We start from the raw sequence: 15,692 nt of genomic DNA, 5'->3' as shown, positions 1-15,692 counted from the left end.
CTCAGGACTCCTGCTTGGCGAGCTGCTCGAGCAGGCCGATCGCGGCGTCCGCGATCACCGTGCCCGGCCCGAAAATGGCCGCGGCGCCGGCCGCGCGCAGCTCGTCGTAGTCCTGCGGCGGGATGACGCCGCCGACCACGACCATGATGTCCTCGCGGCCCAGCTCGGCCAGCTCGTGGCGCAGCGCGGGCACCAGCGAAAGGTGCCCGGCGGCGAGCGAAGACACGCCGATCACGTGCACGTCGGCCTCCGAAGCCTGCCGCGCGACCTCCTCCGGGGTGGAGAACAGCGGGCCGACGTCGACGTCGAAGCCGATGTCGGCGAAGCCGGTGGCGATCACCTTCTGGCCGCGGTCGTGCCCGTCCTGGCCCATCTTCGCGACCAGGATGCGCGGGCGGCGGCCCTCGCCTTCGGCGAACTTCGCGACCAGCTCACGGGCCTTCTCGACGTTGTCCGACTTCCCCACCTCTTCCCGGTACACCCCGGAGATCGTGCGGATCTGGCCGGAGTGGCGGCCCCAGATCTTCTCCAGCGAGTCGGAGATCTCGCCGACGGTGGCCTTGGCCCTGGCCGCGTCGATGGCCAGGGCGAACAGGTTGCCGCCGTTCTGCGCGCCCTCGGTGAGCCGGCGCAACGCGTCCTCGGTGGCCTGGGAATCGCGCTCCTCACGCAGCCGCCGCAGCTTCTCCAGCTGCTGCGTTCGCACGCCCGCGTTGTCGACCTTGAGCACGTCGATCTGCTCTTCGGCCCCGGTGACCTGGTACTTGTTCACGCCGATCACGGGCTGGCGGCCGGAGTCGATCCGCGCCTGGGTACGTGCGGCCGCCTCCTCGATGCGCAGCTTCGGGATGCCCTCGTCGATCGCGCGCGCCATGCCGCCCGCGCCCTCGACCTCGGTGATGTGCCCCCACGCCTTGCGCGCCAGGTCGTAGGTCAGCTTCTCGACGAAAGCGCTGCCGCCCCATGGGTCGATCACGCGGGTGGTGCCGGATTCCTGCTGTAGCAACAGTTGCGTGTTGCGGGCGATGCGGGCGGAGAAGTCGGTGGGCAGCGCCAGCGCTTCGTCAAGAGCGTTGGTGTGCAACGACTGTGTGTGCCCCTGCGTCGCGGCCATCGCCTCGACGCAGGTGCGGGTGACGTTGTTGTAGACGTCCTGCGCGGTCAGCGACCAGCCCGACGTCTGCGAATGTGTCCGCAACGACAAGGACTTCGCCGATTTCGGGTCGAACTGCTTGACCAGCTTCGCCCACAGCAGCCGGGCCGCGCGCAGCTTCGCGACCTCCATGAAGAAGTTCATCCCGATCGCCCAGAAGAACGACAGCCGCGGCGCGAACTTGTCCACGTCCAGCCCGGCTTCCACCCCCGCGCGGATGTACTCGACGCCGTCCGCGAGCGTGTACGCCAGCTCCAGGTCGGCGGTCGCCCCGGCCTCCTGCATGTGGTAGCCGGAGATCGAGATGGAGTTGTACTTCGGCATGTGCGACGAGGTGTAGGCGAAGATGTCGGAGATGATCCGCATCGACGGCTGGGGCGGGTAGATGTAGGTGTTGCGGACCATGAACTCCTTGAGGATGTCGTTCTGGATGGTCCCCGCGAGCTGCTCCGGCTTCACCCCCTGCTCCTCCGCCGCGACGACGTACAGCGCGAGCACCGGCAGCACGGCGCCGTTCATGGTCATCGACACGGACATCTTGTCCAGCGGGATGCCGTCGAACAGCTGGCGCATGTCGTAGATCGAGTCGATCGCCACGCCGGCCATGCCGACGTCGCCGGAGACCCGCGGGTGGTCCGAGTCGTAACCGCGGTGGGTGGCCAGGTCGAAGGCGACCGAAAGGCCCTTCTGCCCGGCCGCGAGATTGCGGCGGTAGAAGGCGTTCGACTCCTCGGCGGTGGAGAACCCGGCGTACTGGCGGATGGTCCACGGCTGGTTCACGTACATCGTCGGGTACGGTCCGCGCAGATAGGGCGCGATGCCGGGGTACGTGCCCAGGAAGTCCACATCGGACAGATCGTCGGCGGTGTACACCGGCTTCACGCCGATGCCCTCAGGCGTCTCCCAGGCCAGCGCGTCCGGCCCCTTGCCGGTGGCGTCCTGCACGGCCTGCGCCCACGCGGCGCGGCCGGCCGGCTCGGGCGCGCCGAGCGGCACGTCGGCGAAATTCGGGATGCTCATGCCGTCACTCCCAGCTGTGCGTGGATGCCGGTCAGGATTTCGAGTGCGTCGCAGCCGGCGAAGATGTTTCCGCTCACGCCGTCGTAACGGCCTTTTCCGGCCAGCAGCACGGATTCAGCGCCGAGTGACGCGGCGACGTCGGCGGCCTGCTCCTCGTACGCCCCGTCGGTGCCGCAAATGCAGGCGATCGTCGCGCCGCTCTTGGCGAACGCGCCGGGCAGGTCGTCGGTCGCGCCCGGGTTGACCACGTCGATCCCGCCCGCGGCGAACAGGTTCGCGGCGAACCCGGCGCGCGTGGTGTGCGCGGCGACCGGGCCGAGCGTGGCGAGGAAGACCTTCGGCCGTTCGCGGTGCGCGGCCAGGTGCGCGTCGGACGCGTCACGCAGCTTCTCGAAGCCCTCGGCGTAACGGTGGCTCGGCAGGCCACTGTCCAAATCAGACACAGCCAGTGGCTCGCGTTGCACGGGTTTCTCGGCCAGATTGGGGAACTCGCTGACGCCGGTGATCGGGTCGCGGCGGGTGGCCAGGCGCTGGGCGCGCTTCTCCCAGGTCGCGGCGAGCCGTCCGGCCAGCGCGCCGGAAGCCAGCTCGGCCTCGGCCCCGCCCGCGGCCTCGATCGCGGTGAACTCGGCCCACGCGGCGTTCGCCAGGTCGTCGGTCAGCTTCTCGACGTACCAGGAGCCGCCCGCCGGGTCGATCACGCCGCCGAGCCGGGACTCCTCCAGCAGCACGGCGTTGGTGTTGCGGGCGATCCGCGAGGAGAACGCGTCCGGCCGGCCGATCGCGGAGTCGAACGGCAGCACCGTGACGGCGTCCGCGCCGCCGACCCCCGCGCCGAAACACGCGACGGTGGTGCGCAGCATGTTCACCCACGGGTCGCGCTGGGTCAGCATCGCGGGCGAGGTCACGGCGTGCTGATGCATGCCGCGCGCGGCCGGCTCGGCCCCGGAGACCTCGAGGACGCGGTCCCACAGGCGCCGGGCGGCGCGGAGCTTGGCGATGGTGAGGAACTGGTCGGCGGTCGCGGCCAGCCGGAACTCCAGCTGTGCCGCGGCCGCGTCGACGCCCAGGCCCGCTTCGGTGAGCGCGCGCAGGTACGCGACGCCGACAGCGATGGTGGCGCCCAGCTCCTGTGCGTCGGAGCCGCCCGCTTCGTGGAACGGCAGGCCGTCGGCGACGAGCGTGCGCAGCTTCGGGTACTTCGCGGCGACGCGCGCGGCCAGCTCGGCCGCCGGGGCGACGGGCTGGGCCTCGCCGGTCCGCGCCGTCACGCCGATCGGGTCCGCACCCAGCGTGCCGACCGCCTCACTGGCGGGGATCGCCCGCTCCGCGAACACGTCCAGCAGCGCTTGCGCCGCGGCCTCGTACTCGGCACCGGCGTCCAGTACCACGGGCGCGAGGTCGACGTAGACCTCGTTCAGCGCGTCGGCCAGCGCGGTCACCGGCAGGGCGCCATCGCCGAGGCGCAGCCACACGGAGGAGGCCCCGCCTTCGAGGTCGGCCAGCACGGCGGCGTTGACGGCCTTCGCATCGACGCCGGCATGGCGGACGCGGACGTCCCAACCGGTGCCGATGACGCCTTCGGGCTTCGCCCCGCGGACGAACGGCGGCAGGCCGGGAAAACCGAGTTCGCCGACGGTGTCTTCACGGGTGTAGAGCGGCTGGATCTCGATGCCGTCGTACGTGCGGGTGACGAGCTTGCTCTCCGGCGCGCCGTCGAAGTCCTCCGGCAGGCGCCCGCTCTTGCGCAGGACGCCGGCCACCAGCTCCTGCCACCGGTCCCGCCCGGCGGCCGGGAATTCGGCGGCCAGGACGAGCTCCGGTTCGGCGGTCGGCACTGACTCCGGGCCAGCCACGTTCGTCATACCCAGTGATGGTAGAGGCACGCCAGTCCCGGCACCTGTGACTCTAGTCGCCTGCCGGGAGTATCCAGGGGTACCCCGGATTTGGGCCGGAAGGGCTGGACACCCCCACTGAGTCGAAGACTGTCGGTGCCTTACGACACAATCAGGGGGTGTCGTCCTCGAGCGAATCCCCTTCCCGCGAGACCTCGCGAGTGGTCGCCGGCCGGTACCGCCTGCGGTCGGTGCTCGGGGCCGGCTCCATGGGCACCGTCTGGTCCGCCTACGACGAGTTCCTGCACCGGCCGGTCGCGGTCAAGGAGATGAAGCTGCCGCCGGGCGTGCCCGCGGCGCAGGCCGACGAGCTGCGCGAGCGGACCCTGCGCGAGGCGCGCGCCATCGCGGTGCTCTCTCACCCGAACGTGATCATCCTGCACGACGTGGCCCGCGACAACAACGAGCCGTTCGTGGTCATGGAGCTGCTGCCCTCGCGCAGCCTGGCGCACATCCTGCGCGACCACGGCCCGTTGAACGTGGAGCAGGCGGCCGCCGTCGGCATCGCGGTCGCCGCCGCGCTGGAGGCGGCGCACGCGGCGGGCATCACGCACCGCGACGTGAAGCCGGGCAACGTGCTGGTGGCGGGCGACGGGCGGATCAAGCTCACCGACTTCGGCATCGCGCGCAACGTCTCCGAGGCGACGATGACGCGCACTGGGATCATGCTCGGCTCCCCCGCGTACATCGCGCCCGAGGTCGCCTCAGGCGGCGCGGTCACGCCGAACGCGGATCTGTGGGGCCTCGGCGCCACGCTGTTCGCCGCCGCGCAGGGCGCCCCGCCGTACGACGCGGACGGCGACCCGCTGGAGACGGTCGGCAAGGTCGTCAACGGCAAGGTGCCCAAGCCGAACCCCGGGCCGCTGGCCGCCGTCATCGGCGCGCTGATGAAAAAGGAGCCGGAGAAGCGGATCTCGCTGCGCGAGGTGCGCCACCGGCTGTACCCGTTGCAGGGCAAGACGGCGCTGGACCTGTTCGGGCCGGAGCTGTTCCGCACGCCGGACGGGAAGAAGACCTCGGCGCACCTCGACGCCACCGACACGCAGGTGATCAAGACCGTCACGCCGGACGCCGAAGCGGAGCCGAAGGCCGCGGCCAGCGCCGAGCTGGCCGCGGACCCCGGGCCGCTGCCGTTCCTGCGCGGGTCGTCCGGCGCCTCCGGGTCGTTCGGCGCCGGGTCATCCGGTTCCGGGCCCGGCTCCGGGACATCCGGCATGGCGTCGCTCGGCGCGGCGCTGTCCGGCCTCGGGGCGCCCGGCACCGGATCACCCGGGGTTTACGGCCCCGGGGCGTCCGGCGGCGGGGCGTACGGTCCGGGGGCTTCCGGCACCGCGGCCCAGCCTCCGGCCGCCGTTCCGGCACCGTCCGGGCCCGCCCGTCGCGGGGTCGCGGCGTCCGTGGTGCTGGTGCTGGCCGCGGTGGTGCTGTTCCTGGTCGCCGGCGGCGGCGGGTTCGCGCTGGCCCGCGTGGTCAGCGGGCAGTCGCTGCTGCCGCCGGAGGGCGTCCCCGCCGGCACCCAGAGCCCCCCGGTGAGCACTCAGCCGCAGGCGCCGCTGAAGCTGGCGCCCCAGAAGGGCGACGCGAGCGACACCGCGAACCCGACGCCGGACAGCCTGTACACGGTGTCGGTGCCGGACGGCTGGAAGCGGTTCGTCGCCGGGCGCACCAGCCAGCTGGGGCCCTCGACCGTCGTCCAGTACGTCTCGCCGGACGGCCGGCAGTCGCTGCGGCTGGAGCGCTTCCCCCGCTACTTCGCGTCGCACGAGATCAACGACTACGTCAAGAACCTGCCGCTGACCTACAGCCCGGACTCGTTCACCATCGCCAAGGAGCCCACCGCCACGGCCGACGGCGTGGACCTGACCTACCGCAACGTCGAGAAAGCCACGTCCGGCCGGCAGCAGGAGCCGACCCCGGTCACTCGCGTGACGTTCGCGTCGTTGCGGCAGGCCGGGAACAACCTGTGGGTGCTGTCGCTGACCGCGCCTTCAGAGCAGGAAGACACCGCGGTCAACACGTTCGGGCAGATAGAGCCGACCCTGACGCTGTCGTCCTCCTAGCCCTCCTGAGGAACGAAGCGGCGGCCTGATTCCGCGCTCTGGGCCAGGCGGCGCAGGGCGAAGAAGAGCCGATCGCCCAGCACAGTGCCGATCACGGTGGCTTCGACGATGCCGTCCAGTGACGGCAGCGAGGTCACGGTGTCCAGGTCCACCTCCGCGATGCGGTCGGCGAGGGTGGCGTAGTCGTCCAGGCGGGCGAGCAGGCCGTCGTGGGCCTGGGCCAGGTCGCGGATGGTGCAGAGGGTGAGGACCAGGGCGGCGACCGTCGGGCTCTCCGGCTCGGCCTTCCAGCCGTGGCGGGTGGCCAGGTCCGTCACCACGCCCAGCGCCCAGGCCCGGGGCTCCTCGTCGACGTCCTTCGCCGAGCCGACCAGGGCGCGCTGGGCCAGGCCCAGCACCTCGTGCGTCGGAGCGTGCGAATCGACCGCGGCGAGGACCTCGCCGACCGTGGCGACCGACAGCCCGCCGACGTCCAGCAGGGCCCGGATCAGCTTGAGCCGCTGGACGTGCTCCTCGCCGTAGCGGGCCTGGTTGGGGCTGGTCCGCTCGCCGGGCTGCAACAGGCCTTCGCGCAGGTAGTACTTCACCGTGGCCACCGGCATGCCCGACGCCGCACTCAGTTCCGCCATCCGCACGGGACACGACTCCGATCTCAGGGACAACCCTGAAGACTTCTCAGGATGGATAGTTTAGCTTCCCATAACGGAGAGCTTCACTATCCATACTGGGAGGATCAACTATGACCATCCTGACCGATCACCGCGGCAGAACGAGCACTTGGCACCGGCCGTCTGCCCTTTTCGCGGGCGCGCTGGCGGTCATCGCCGTCGGCTGCGTCGCGTTGCTGCTGCTCGACCAGCGGACGCTGCTGGGCGCCCCGGTTTGGGCCAAGCCGTTCAAGTTCGCCATCTCCGGCGCCCTGTACTTCTTCACCTGGAGCTGGCTCGTCTCGCTGCTGCCGCGCTTCCGCCGCGGCGCCGGGATCGCCACCGACGTCGCCCTCGCGCTGTTCGGGGGCGAGTACGTGCTGATCGTGTTCCAGGCGGTCCGCGGCCGCGCGAGCCACTTCAACAACGCGACGCCGTTCGACGCCGCCCTGTTCCAGGTGATGGGGGTGATGGTCGCCGCGCTCTGGGTCGCCACGCTGGTGCTCACCGTCCTGCTGATGTTCAGCCGGATCGAAGACCGCGCGACGTACTGGGCCGTGCGGACCGGCGCGGTCGTTTCGCTGATCGGGGCCGGGCTCGGCGCGCTGATGGTGGGTCCGACGCCGCAGCAGAGCGCTTCGCTGAAGGCCACCGGGATGTCCGACCTGATCGGGGCGCACAGCGTCGGCATCCCCGACGGCGGACCGGGGCTGCCGCTGCTGGGCTGGAGCACCACCGGCGGCGACCTGCGGATCCCGCACTTCATCGGGATGCACGCGCTGCAGGCGTTGCCGCTGCTCGCCCTCGGGCTCGGGCTGCTCGCGACGCGCCTGCCGCAGCTGCGGGAGAGCGCCGTCCGCACGCGGCTGGTGTGGGTCGGCTCGGCGGGGTACGCGGGGCTGGTCGCACTGGTCGCCTGGCAGGCCGAGCGCGGCGAATCGCTGGTCCACCCGGGCGGCGCGACGCTCACGGCGCTCGCGCTGCTGGTCGGCGCGGTGGTGCTCGGCGGCCTGGTCGCGGTGTCCCGCCCGGTCCGGGAGCTGGCCCGATGACGGATCTGACGGACTTCGCTTGGACGTTCCCGATCGCCGTGCCGTTCTGGGCGCTGATGATCTTCCTGCCGGGCTGGCGGTGGACGCGGCGGGTGCTGGCGTCGCCGTGGGTGCCGCTGCTGCCGTTGGCCTGCTACTTCGTGCTCGCGCTGTCCCACTTCGGCGAGCTGTGGACCGCGGTCAGCCGACCGGATCTCGGGGTACTGCAAGCGTTTGCGGGCTCGTCGTACGGGGCCGCGCTGCTGTGGGCGCAGCTGATCGCGTTCGACCTGTTCCTCGGCCGCTGGATGTTCTTCGAGGCGCGTGCGCACGGTGTGCCGTGGTGGGTGCTGAGCCCGGTGCTGGTGCTGACGATCTTCGGCGTCCCCGTTCGGGCTGGTCGTGTTCCTGGCCGTCCGGAGTGCCCGGATACGCTCGGCGGCATGAGTAACCACGAGGAGGCGGCCGCCGCCGTCATCGCCGAGCGCACCGGCGTCGAGAAGCACGACATCGCCGTGGTGCTGGGCTCGGGCTGGCGCCCGGCCGCCGACGTGATCGGCCCGGCCGAGGCGGAGATCCCGTTCGGCGAGCTGCCCGGTTTCACCACTCCCGGAGCCGTCGGGCACGGCGGCACGGTGCGCTCGCTCGACGTCGGCGGGAAGCGCGCGCTGGTGCTGCTGGGGCGCACGCACTTCTACGAGGGCAAGGGCATCGACCCGGTGGTGCACAACGTGCGCACGGCCGCCGCGGCCGGCGCCCGCACGGTGCTGCTCACCAACGCGGCCGGCGGCCTGCGCGAGGGCTTCCGCGTCGGCCAGCCCGTGCTGATCTCCGACCACCTCAACCTGACCGCCCGCTCGCCGATCGCGGGCGCGAACTTCGTCGACCTCACCGACCTCTACTCCGCCCGGCTGCGCGGCCTGGCGAAGGAGATCGACGGCTCACTGGAGGAAGGCGTCTACGCCGGCCTGGTGGGCCCGCATTTCGAGACCCCGGCGGAGATCCGGATGCTGCGCACGATGGGCGCGGACCTGGTCGGCATGTCCACCGTCCTGGAAGCCATCGCGGCCCGCGCCGCCGGCGTCGAAGTCTTCGGCCTCTCCCTGGTGACCAACCTCGCCGCCGGCATGACGGGCGAGCCGCTGAACCACGAAGAGGTCCTGGAGGCGGGCCGCAACGCCGCCACCCGGATGGGCTCCCTGCTGCGGGAACTGGTCACCCGCGCCTGAACCGCTCGTGAGTGTTTGTGCCGGTTCTAACCGGCACAAACACTCACGAGTCTTCTGCGGGCAGCGGACGGACGCGCCACACCACCCCGAGCGCGGGGTTGCCGGTGGGGCTCGGCTCGATCCGCGCCACGGCGAAGCCCTCGCGCTCGTAGAACGCGCCCGCGCGCTCGTTGGCCGCGAAGTGTTCGACGTATTGCCGTTCGGCGTCGGCAGGCAGTTGCCTGGTGAGGGCGTCGAGCAGCTGTCGACCCAGCCCGCGGCCCCGATGCCGGGGGTCGGTGTACAGCTTGTAGACCACGTGATCAGCCCCGCGGCGACCGCGCTGCCCGACGCCGACGAGCTGCCCGCCGACGTCGGCGACGACCAGCAGGACCCCGGCCACGGCCGTTTCGATCTGCGTCTCGTTCCACCACCGGCGGACCTGCGCATCCGCCGCGGCCGCGCCGATCAGCGGGCCGTAGTGCGGCCGGATGTGCGACTCGCCGAATCGGCAGACCGCGGCCACGTCGTCGTGGTCGGCCTTCCGTACCGCTGGTTCGGCGCTCGGCGCCATCACGTCGTCAGATGTACTGCGGCAGTTGCGCCGCGACCTCCGCCGGTGACGGCATGGCCGCGACCTCGGCAGCCAGTCCACGAACTGCGTCCGCCACGGTCGAATCGCCGAGCAGGCGGACGGCGGTCTCGTGGACGGACTCGGCGGTCGCCTCCTCGCCGAGGAGGCGGGCGCCGACGCCGGAGGCCAGCACCATTTCGGCGTTCGCGAACTGGTCCGCGCCCTGCGGGAGCACGAGCTGCGGCGCGCCGGCGGAGAAGGCGCCCAGCGTGGTGCCGCTGCCGCCGTGGTGGACCACCAGGTCGACGTGCGGCAGCAGCGCCGACTGCGGCACCCAGGCCTCCAGCCGGACGTTCGGCGGCACCTCGCCCAGAGCGGCGGGGTCCAGCGACGGGCCGGTCGCCACCAGCACGTCGGCGTTGAGGCCGGACAGTCCGGTGATCGCCGCGGCCAGGACGCCCGCCTGGCTCATCGGGCTGGTGCCGAGCGTGAGGTAGACGAGCGGGCGCGAGCGGTCCGTGACACCGTCCGGCAGGTCACCCGAGTCGCTCCAGCCGACCGGGCGCAGCGGAACGCGGTGGGCGCTCGCGAGGAATTCGGGCGACTGCGCCGAAGGCGGGCAGATGTCGACGAACGGAGTCCCCCACGCGGGGCCCTCCTCGGTGATGCCCAGCTCGCCGGCGTACTCCCGCACCGAGCGGTCGATCTCGGCCATCAAGCCATCGCTCGAAACCCGGCCGAATCCGTGGCCTACTGCCGGAATTCCGGCGGACTTCGCCGCGAACAGCCCGCCGGGGTTGCCGACTTCGTAGACGACGAGGTCCGGCCGGTGCTGCTCGAACAGGGCCCGGAGGTCGGTGGCGAACTGCTCCGGCATCACCCGGCCGAAGACCCTGCCGATCGTCGCGGCCAGCTCCTGCGGCGGCAGCTCGCGGCGGGCCAGGCCGGGGGTGAAGCCGGGGAACTGAGAGGCGAAGGCCTCCCCGATCGTCAGGCCCGCCTTGGCCGGTTCGAGGCCCGCTTTCTCAAGCGTGGCACGGAAATCGTCGGCCGTCGCGAAGACGACCTGATGCCCGGCTTCGCGCGCGGCGACCGCGAGCGGCATCAACGGGTAGAGGTGGCCATGAGCCCCGAGGGCGGTGAAGAGCAATCGCACTGTCCCGACAGTAGCGGCTTCCGGCCCGCCGTGGCCCGGGATTAACCCACCCCGGCCCGGATCAACCGGACGTCCGCCGCGAAGGGGTCGTAGGCTGGCGCGGTGCCGAAGAACCTCACCACCGAGCTGCGCGACGCCGCCTACCGCTGGATCGCCGACGACCCCGATCACGCGACGAGTGACGAGCTGCAGCGGATCCTCGCCTGCGCGCTGGGCCAGGAGCCCGGTGCGGCCGAAGAACTCGCCGACCGGATGGCGGGCCCGCTGGAGTTCGGCACCGCCGGCCTGCGCGGGCCGGTGCGCGCGGGGCCGAACGGCATGAACGTCGCGGTGGTCACGCGCACCACCGCGGGAGTCGCCGACTGGCTGGCCGCGCACGGCCACGCCGGTGGCGTCGTGGTGATCGGCCGCGACGCGCGGCACGGCTCGGAGGCCTTCGCCACGGCCGCCGCCGAGGTGCTCACCGCCGCCGGTTTCGCCGTGAAGACACTGCCTGAACCGTTGCCGACGCCGCTGCTCGCGTACTCCGTGAAGCACTACGGCGCGGTGGCCGGCATCCAGATCACCGCTTCGCACAACCCGCCCGCGGACAACGGGTACAAGCTCTACGACGGCACCGGCGGCCAGATCGTGCCGCCGTCGGACGGGGAGATCGAGCGCGCGATCCACGCCGTGCCGGCCGCGGTGAGCGTGCCGCGCGCGCCCGGCGCCGAGGTCGTCGACCCGCGCGCCGCGTACCTCGCGGAAGTCGCCGCCCTGCCGCACGGCTCGGCGCGGGAGATCCGGATCGCCGCGACCGCGCTGCACGGCGTCGGCGCGGAGACGGTCCGCGCGGCGCTGGCCGGGGCCGGGTTCACCGACGTCCACCTGGTCGCCGCCCAGTCCGAGCCCGACGCGGACTTCCCCACGGTCTCCTTCCCCAACCCGGAGGAGCCCGGCGCCACCGACCTGCTGCTGGCGCTGGCGTCCGAAGTGGACGCCGACCTCGCGGTGGCCCTCGACCCGGACGCCGACCGCTGCGCCCTCGGCGTCCGCGACCGCGAGGGCGGCTGGCGCATGCTCCGCGGCGACGAGACGGGCGTGCTGCTCGGCTCGCACCTTCTGTCCACAACGGACAGTACGGACCCGCTGGTGGCCACCACCATCGTGTCGTCCTCACTGCTCGGCGAGCTGGCGAAGGCCGCCGGCGCCCGGTATGCCGAGACGCTGACCGGCTTCAAGTGGCTGGTGCGCGCGGGCGAGGGACTGGTCTTCGCCTACGAGGAGGCGCTCGGGCTCTGCGTGAACCCCGGTTTCGTGCGGGACAAGGACGGCATCGCCGCGGCGGTGGTCGCCGCCGGGCTGGCCGCCTCGCTCAAGGCCGAGGGCCGGAGCCCGCTGGACGTGCTCGACGAGATCGCCGTCCGCCACGGCGTCCACCTCACCGACCAGGTTTCCTTGCGGGTCACCGATCTCGCCGTGCGCGGCAAGCTGATGGCCGGGCTGCGCGCGCAGCCGCCGTCCGCACTCGGCGGCGTCCCGGTGACGCTGGAGGACCTGCTGCCGGACGCCGACGTGCTGCGCCTGCGCGGCGAGGGCCTGCGCGTGGTGATCCGGCCGTCGGGCACCGAGCCGAAGCTCAAGGCCTACCTCCAGTCGGTGCAGCCGGTGACCGACGGCCTCGCCGCGGCGCGGGAGACCGCGGCCGCCCGCCTCGCCGCGGTCCGGGCGGACATCAACGCACTGCTGAGCTGACCGGCACCGGGTTCCAGGGCGGCTCGGGGTCCGGCTCCAGCAGCCCCGGGCCGAACAGGCCGGCCAGGTCGATCACCAGCAGCACAGCGAAGGCGGCGGCGAATCCCCGTCGCCGCAGCAGGAACGCGCCGGCCAGCCCGACCAGCACCGGCAGCAGCCACGGCCACTGCCCGCTCAGCTCGCCCGTCCAGTTCTCGAAGGGCCGGGACAGCGCGGCCAGGAACGCCTCCACCACCATGAGCAGCGCGCCCACCAGGCCGGCCAGGGCCAGCAGGCCGAGCACGAGGACGTCGAGGCGCGGACGGCGGATCTCCCCCATCATCTGCGCAGCTTGCCCGCGCGCGGGCGCCCGCACAAGTGGCAGGCTCTGGCCATGGCCACGTTGTTGATCGTGCACCACACGCCTTCGCCGTCGATGCAGGCGATGTTCGAGGCCGTGCTCGCCGGCGCCAAGCACCCGGACATCGAGGGGGTCGACGTCGTCCGCCGTCCCGCGCTCGGCGCGACCGTCGCCGACGTGCTCGCCGCCGACGGCTACCTGCTCGGCACCCCGGCGAACCTCGGCAGCATGAGCGGTGCGCTGAAGCATTTTTTCGACACCGTCTACTACCCCTGCCTCGACGCCACGCGCGGGCGGCCGTTCGGCGCGTACGTGCACGGCAACAACGACACCGCGGGCACGGTCCGCCAGCTCGGCGCCATCACCACCGGCCTGGGCTGGGAACAGGTGGCGGAACCGGTGCTCGTGACGGGCGAACCGGGCAAAACGGAGCTGGAAGCACTTCAGGAATTGGGCGGCACATTGGCGGCGACACTGATGTCCTGAACGGATGCGGAAATGCTCATTTGAGCGGAAACAAAGCCGACTACCGGAAAAGCCCTGGAAAAGTAAGGGGCCTGTCACCGGAAGCCCTGGGGGTCGACCTCCGGCAACAGGCCAAATCAAGGGTTCGCAACGAGGCGATCGACCTTGACCCAGCCAAGCGTACTACAGACAGGCCGATCATGACGAGCCAGGCGGCAGGACAAGATCCCGCTCCGGGTTCCGGACACCCCCAGAGTGCGGACCTCCGGAGCGGGACGCGGCCACTGTAAACCACTGCATACAAGACCTGTCAACAGGTGCGTACAGTGGATGCGCAGCTACTATCCGGTCACTGAGGGAGAAGGGGGCGGGCAATGCCAGCGCAGCGCACCTTCGCGGAGAAACTGAGCACTTTGATCGATTCCGCCCGCGCCGACGGCCACGCGCCGCACAGCTATCGGGAGATGTCGGCGGCGATCGAGCGGGCCGGCGGTCCCGCGATGTCGCCCGCGTACTTGCAGCAACTGGCCACGGGCAAGCGGGTCAACCCGAAAATCCACTACGTCGAGGCACTCGCGAAGCTGTTCGCCGTGCCGGTGACCTACTTCTTCGAAGACGAGGCCGAACGGGGAACCGGGACCGGTGGCGCCGACGTCGAAGTGAAGGTCATGGCCATGCGCGCGCAGGAGCTTTCGCCGCAGGGCCGCCGTCAGGTGATGGCGTTGCTGGACCTGGTGGAGCGCTACGAGAAGGCGGAGCGGGAAGGCCCGGGAGGCACGTGAAGGAACGCGAACTGCGCAGGCGTTGCCGACGGCTGCTCAACGACCTCGACATCAGCCCGCCGCTGGATGTCGTCCAGCTGTGCGAGCGGCTCGGGGTGAGCCGGGCGCGGCCGATCCGGCTCATGCCGTACCCGCTGGAGGTGCCCGGCCCGTTCGGCTGCTGGATCGCGACCGGTTCCGCCGACTACATCTTCTTCCAGCAGGAGACCACCAAGGCCCACCAGGACCACATCATCCTGCACGAGCTGGGCCACCTGCTGGCCGAGCACGAGCCGGGCGGCGACGCCGAGCCGGCCGACTTCCTGCGCGGCCCGGCCACCGGCCTCGAGGACGACGCCGTGCACCGCGCCCTGCGCCGCACCTCCTACGACGAGGCCCACGAGTGGGAGGCCGAGACGGTCGCCACGATCATCCTGGAGTGGGCCTCGGTGCTGAACTACACGATCCCGCGCCGCGCGGCCGACCACGACCTGCGCCGGATCCAGGGCGTGCTCGGCGACCACCAAGGCTGGCTGTGAATTCCGCGTCTTTGCTCGCTCTCCTGCTCTTCGTCCTCGCGCTCGGCTGGCGGGTGTACCAGCTGGTGCGCTCGCCGCGGCTGCCGAACTGGGCCGTCACGGCCACCATCGCCGCCTTCACCGCGGCGTTCCTGTTCCAGCAGAAGGGGATCTCGGACTGGTTCGACGCGCTGACCGCCCCCGGCGGCTCGCGGCTGGCGAACAACGTGCTGCTGGCGTGCGCCGCCTGCGCGCTCTTGATCTTCTTCCACGGCTCCGCGCTCGGTGCGGGTCACGTGCGCCGGGTCTTACTGGAGCTGGTGCCGCTCGCGGCCGCCGTCGTGCTGATGTTCGTGGCGACGGCCGTGACGCCGGTGCCGCTGCGGGGCGCAGCGCTGAGCCCGGCCAACGTGCACGTCTCCGGCATCGCGCTGTTCTACCTCGGCGCCGGGCTGTACCTGATCTACGCGATCACGGCGTGCGTCTGGTGGATCGCCCGATACCAGCGCACGGCCGACCGGCATCTGCGCACCGGCCTGCGGCTGGCCGCGGCGGGCCTGGCATCGGCGTCGATCGGCAGCACGTTCCGCGCGCTGTACATCGTGGTCGCCTGGGCGTTCGGGCCGGCGGTGCCCACGCTGCTGTTGCTCGGCGTGCCGTTCGTGATCCTCGGCAGTGTCCTGTTCCTGGCCGGGATCAGCTACCCCGGCGTCCGCGCGCGGTTCTCGGCGCTCGGCCACCGCCGTCGCCGCCGCGACGACCTCGAACGCCTCGCTCCACTGTGGACATTGCTGGCGACGGCCTACCCGACCATCGTGCTGCGCACCCCGCCGGGCGGGGTGCGCGACCGGCTCGCCGTGCACCGCCGCTACTACCGGCGCGTGATCGAGATCCGCGACGGGCTCGTGCAGCTCAGCCCGTACCTCGACACCGACTTCGCCGCACTGACGGCCGAAGACCCGGCTGCGGCGGCGAAAGCGCTGCGGCGGGCGCTCGACCGGCACGCGGCGGGCGAGGCGAACGACGGCCGCGCGAAGCTGGTCCTGCCCGGCGGCGCGAGCGACCTGGAGTCGGACGTCCGGCCGCTGCTGGCGCTTTCGGCGGCCGTATCAGGAAAGGACGATTGAGAC

The 15,692-nt window shown here is 71.8% G+C and carries 14 protein-coding genes and 1 pseudogene; 9 read left to right on the top strand and 6 right to left on the bottom strand.

Translation table 11 applies throughout. The annotated features are described in order from the left end of the window. Nucleotide 1: 1 nt before the first annotated feature. Both scpA and BMY97_RS32180 read right to left on the bottom strand, forming a co-directional pair. Complete coding sequence (gene scpA, locus BMY97_RS32185) at nucleotides 2-2,173, bottom strand: methylmalonyl-CoA mutase (RefSeq protein WP_091624220.1); 2,172 nt, start codon at nucleotides 2,171-2,173, stop codon at nucleotides 2-4. Next, nucleotides 2,170-4,038 carry a methylmalonyl-CoA mutase family protein gene (locus BMY97_RS32180; protein ID WP_177231637.1) on the bottom strand — a complete coding sequence of 623 codons (1,869 nt, stop codon included), beginning with the start codon at nucleotides 4,036-4,038 and terminating at the stop codon, nucleotides 2,170-2,172. The genes scpA and BMY97_RS32180 overlap by 4 nt, the downstream gene beginning before the upstream one ends. Before the next feature lie 191 nt (nucleotides 4,039-4,229). Here BMY97_RS32180 and BMY97_RS32175 point away from each other — a divergent pair, with 191 nt between their 5' ends. Then, complete coding sequence (locus BMY97_RS32175; protein ID WP_245787609.1) at nucleotides 4,230-6,128, top strand: serine/threonine-protein kinase; 1,899 nt, start codon at nucleotides 4,230-4,232, stop codon at nucleotides 6,126-6,128. Here the strand turns inward: BMY97_RS32175 and BMY97_RS32170 are convergent. Beyond that, on the bottom strand, nucleotides 6,125-6,763 hold the full coding sequence (locus tag BMY97_RS32170) for a MerR family transcriptional regulator (protein WP_218156926.1): 639 nt from the start codon (nucleotides 6,761-6,763) through the stop codon (nucleotides 6,125-6,127). The two genes, BMY97_RS32175 and BMY97_RS32170, sit on opposite strands and share 4 nt — an antisense overlap. 104 nt (nucleotides 6,764-6,867) lie before the next feature. On the opposite strand from BMY97_RS32170, the gene BMY97_RS32165 reads away from it, so the two are divergent. The 3 genes and pseudogenes from BMY97_RS32165 to BMY97_RS46315 all read left to right on the top strand — a co-directional run bounded on the left by BMY97_RS32165 (nucleotide 6,868) and on the right by BMY97_RS46315 (nucleotide 9,035). Then, on the top strand, nucleotides 6,868-7,827 hold the full coding sequence (locus tag BMY97_RS32165) for a hypothetical protein (protein ID WP_091624214.1): 960 nt from the start codon (nucleotides 6,868-6,870) through the stop codon (nucleotides 7,825-7,827). Then, a pseudogene (locus tag BMY97_RS48740) lies at nucleotides 7,824-8,135 on the top strand (ABA4-like family protein); the annotation flags it as partial. The gene BMY97_RS32165 and the pseudogene BMY97_RS48740, both read left to right, overlap by 4 nt. A gap of 114 nt (nucleotides 8,136-8,249) precedes the next feature. Continuing rightward, a complete protein-coding gene (locus BMY97_RS46315) occupies nucleotides 8,250-9,035 on the top strand; it encodes a purine-nucleoside phosphorylase (protein WP_143086349.1) in 786 nt (261 codons plus the stop codon). 43 nt (nucleotides 9,036-9,078) lie between these two features. Here BMY97_RS46315 and BMY97_RS32155 read toward each other — a convergent pair whose 3' ends face one another. Both BMY97_RS32155 and BMY97_RS32150 read right to left on the bottom strand, forming a co-directional pair. Then, entirely contained in the window at nucleotides 9,079-9,588 is a 510-nt protein-coding gene (locus BMY97_RS32155) for a GNAT family N-acetyltransferase (RefSeq protein WP_091624208.1), read from the bottom strand. A 7-nt stretch (nucleotides 9,589-9,595) separates the two neighbouring features. Then, on the bottom strand, nucleotides 9,596-10,744 hold the full coding sequence (locus BMY97_RS32150) for a glycosyltransferase (protein ID WP_091624205.1): 1,149 nt from the start codon (nucleotides 10,742-10,744) through the stop codon (nucleotides 9,596-9,598). 102 nt (nucleotides 10,745-10,846) lie between these two features. Here BMY97_RS32150 and BMY97_RS32145 point away from each other — a divergent pair, with 102 nt between their 5' ends. After that, on the top strand, nucleotides 10,847-12,478 hold the full coding sequence (locus BMY97_RS32145; RefSeq protein ID WP_091624202.1) for a phospho-sugar mutase: 1,632 nt from the start codon (nucleotides 10,847-10,849) through the stop codon (nucleotides 12,476-12,478). Here the strand turns inward: BMY97_RS32145 and BMY97_RS32140 are convergent. Then, the gene (locus BMY97_RS32140) at nucleotides 12,459-12,800 is read right to left on the bottom strand and encodes a hypothetical protein (RefSeq protein WP_091624199.1); all 342 of its coding nucleotides are present in this window, start codon (nucleotides 12,798-12,800) and stop codon (nucleotides 12,459-12,461) included. The genes BMY97_RS32145 and BMY97_RS32140 overlap by 20 nt on opposite strands. 51 nt (nucleotides 12,801-12,851) lie before the next feature. Here BMY97_RS32140 and BMY97_RS32135 point away from each other — a divergent pair, with 51 nt between their 5' ends. The 4 genes from BMY97_RS32135 (at nucleotide 12,852) to BMY97_RS32120 (ending at nucleotide 15,689) form a co-directional block, all read left to right on the top strand. After that, nucleotides 12,852-13,304 (top strand): flavodoxin family protein, encoded by a 453-nt coding sequence (locus BMY97_RS32135; RefSeq protein WP_091624363.1) that lies wholly within the window; start codon nucleotides 12,852-12,854, stop codon nucleotides 13,302-13,304. 353 nt (nucleotides 13,305-13,657) lie between these two features. Beyond that, nucleotides 13,658-14,065, top strand: a complete 408-nt coding sequence (locus BMY97_RS32130) for a transcriptional regulator (RefSeq protein ID WP_091624196.1) — start codon at nucleotides 13,658-13,660, stop codon at nucleotides 14,063-14,065. Further along, complete coding sequence (locus BMY97_RS32125) at nucleotides 14,062-14,583, top strand: hypothetical protein (protein WP_091624193.1); 522 nt, start codon at nucleotides 14,062-14,064, stop codon at nucleotides 14,581-14,583. The genes BMY97_RS32130 and BMY97_RS32125 overlap by 4 nt, the downstream gene beginning before the upstream one ends. An 11-nt stretch (nucleotides 14,584-14,594) precedes the next feature. Next, nucleotides 14,595-15,689, top strand: coding sequence for an MAB_1171c family putative transporter (locus BMY97_RS32120; protein WP_245787607.1), 1,095 nt, complete (start codon nucleotides 14,595-14,597; stop codon nucleotides 15,687-15,689). Nucleotides 15,690-15,692: the final 3 nt, after the last annotated feature.

The sequence above is a fragment of the Amycolatopsis saalfeldensis genome (genome assembly GCF_900110575.1).
Classification (GTDB): Bacteria; Actinomycetota; Actinomycetes; order Mycobacteriales; family Pseudonocardiaceae; genus Amycolatopsis; species Amycolatopsis saalfeldensis.
This window is presented reverse-complemented; position numbering and strand designations above follow the sequence as displayed.

What these genes read in the sequence shown, in the direction of transcription:
- BMY97_RS32140 (WP_091624199.1), bottom strand. Translation starts at nt 12,800, where the DNA reads ATGATGGGGGAGATCCGCCGTCCGCGCCTCGACGTCCTCGTGCTCGGC.
- BMY97_RS46315 (WP_143086349.1), top strand. Translation starts at nt 8,250, where the DNA reads ATGAGTAACCACGAGGAGGCGGCCGCCGCCGTCATCGCCGAGCGCACC.
- BMY97_RS32155 (WP_091624208.1), bottom strand. Translation starts at nt 9,588, where the DNA reads ATGGCGCCGAGCGCCGAACCAGCGGTACGGAAGGCCGACCACGACGAC.
- BMY97_RS32135 (WP_091624363.1), top strand. Translation starts at nt 12,852, where the DNA reads ATGGCCACGTTGTTGATCGTGCACCACACGCCTTCGCCGTCGATGCAG.
- BMY97_RS32130 (WP_091624196.1), top strand. Translation starts at nt 13,658, where the DNA reads ATGCCAGCGCAGCGCACCTTCGCGGAGAAACTGAGCACTTTGATCGAT.
- scpA (WP_091624220.1), bottom strand. Translation starts at nt 2,173, where the DNA reads ATGAGCATCCCGAATTTCGCCGACGTGCCGCTCGGCGCGCCCGAGCCG.
- BMY97_RS32180 (WP_177231637.1), bottom strand. Translation starts at nt 4,038, where the DNA reads ATGACGAACGTGGCTGGCCCGGAGTCAGTGCCGACCGCCGAACCGGAG.
- BMY97_RS32165 (WP_091624214.1), top strand. Translation starts at nt 6,868, where the DNA reads ATGACCATCCTGACCGATCACCGCGGCAGAACGAGCACTTGGCACCGG.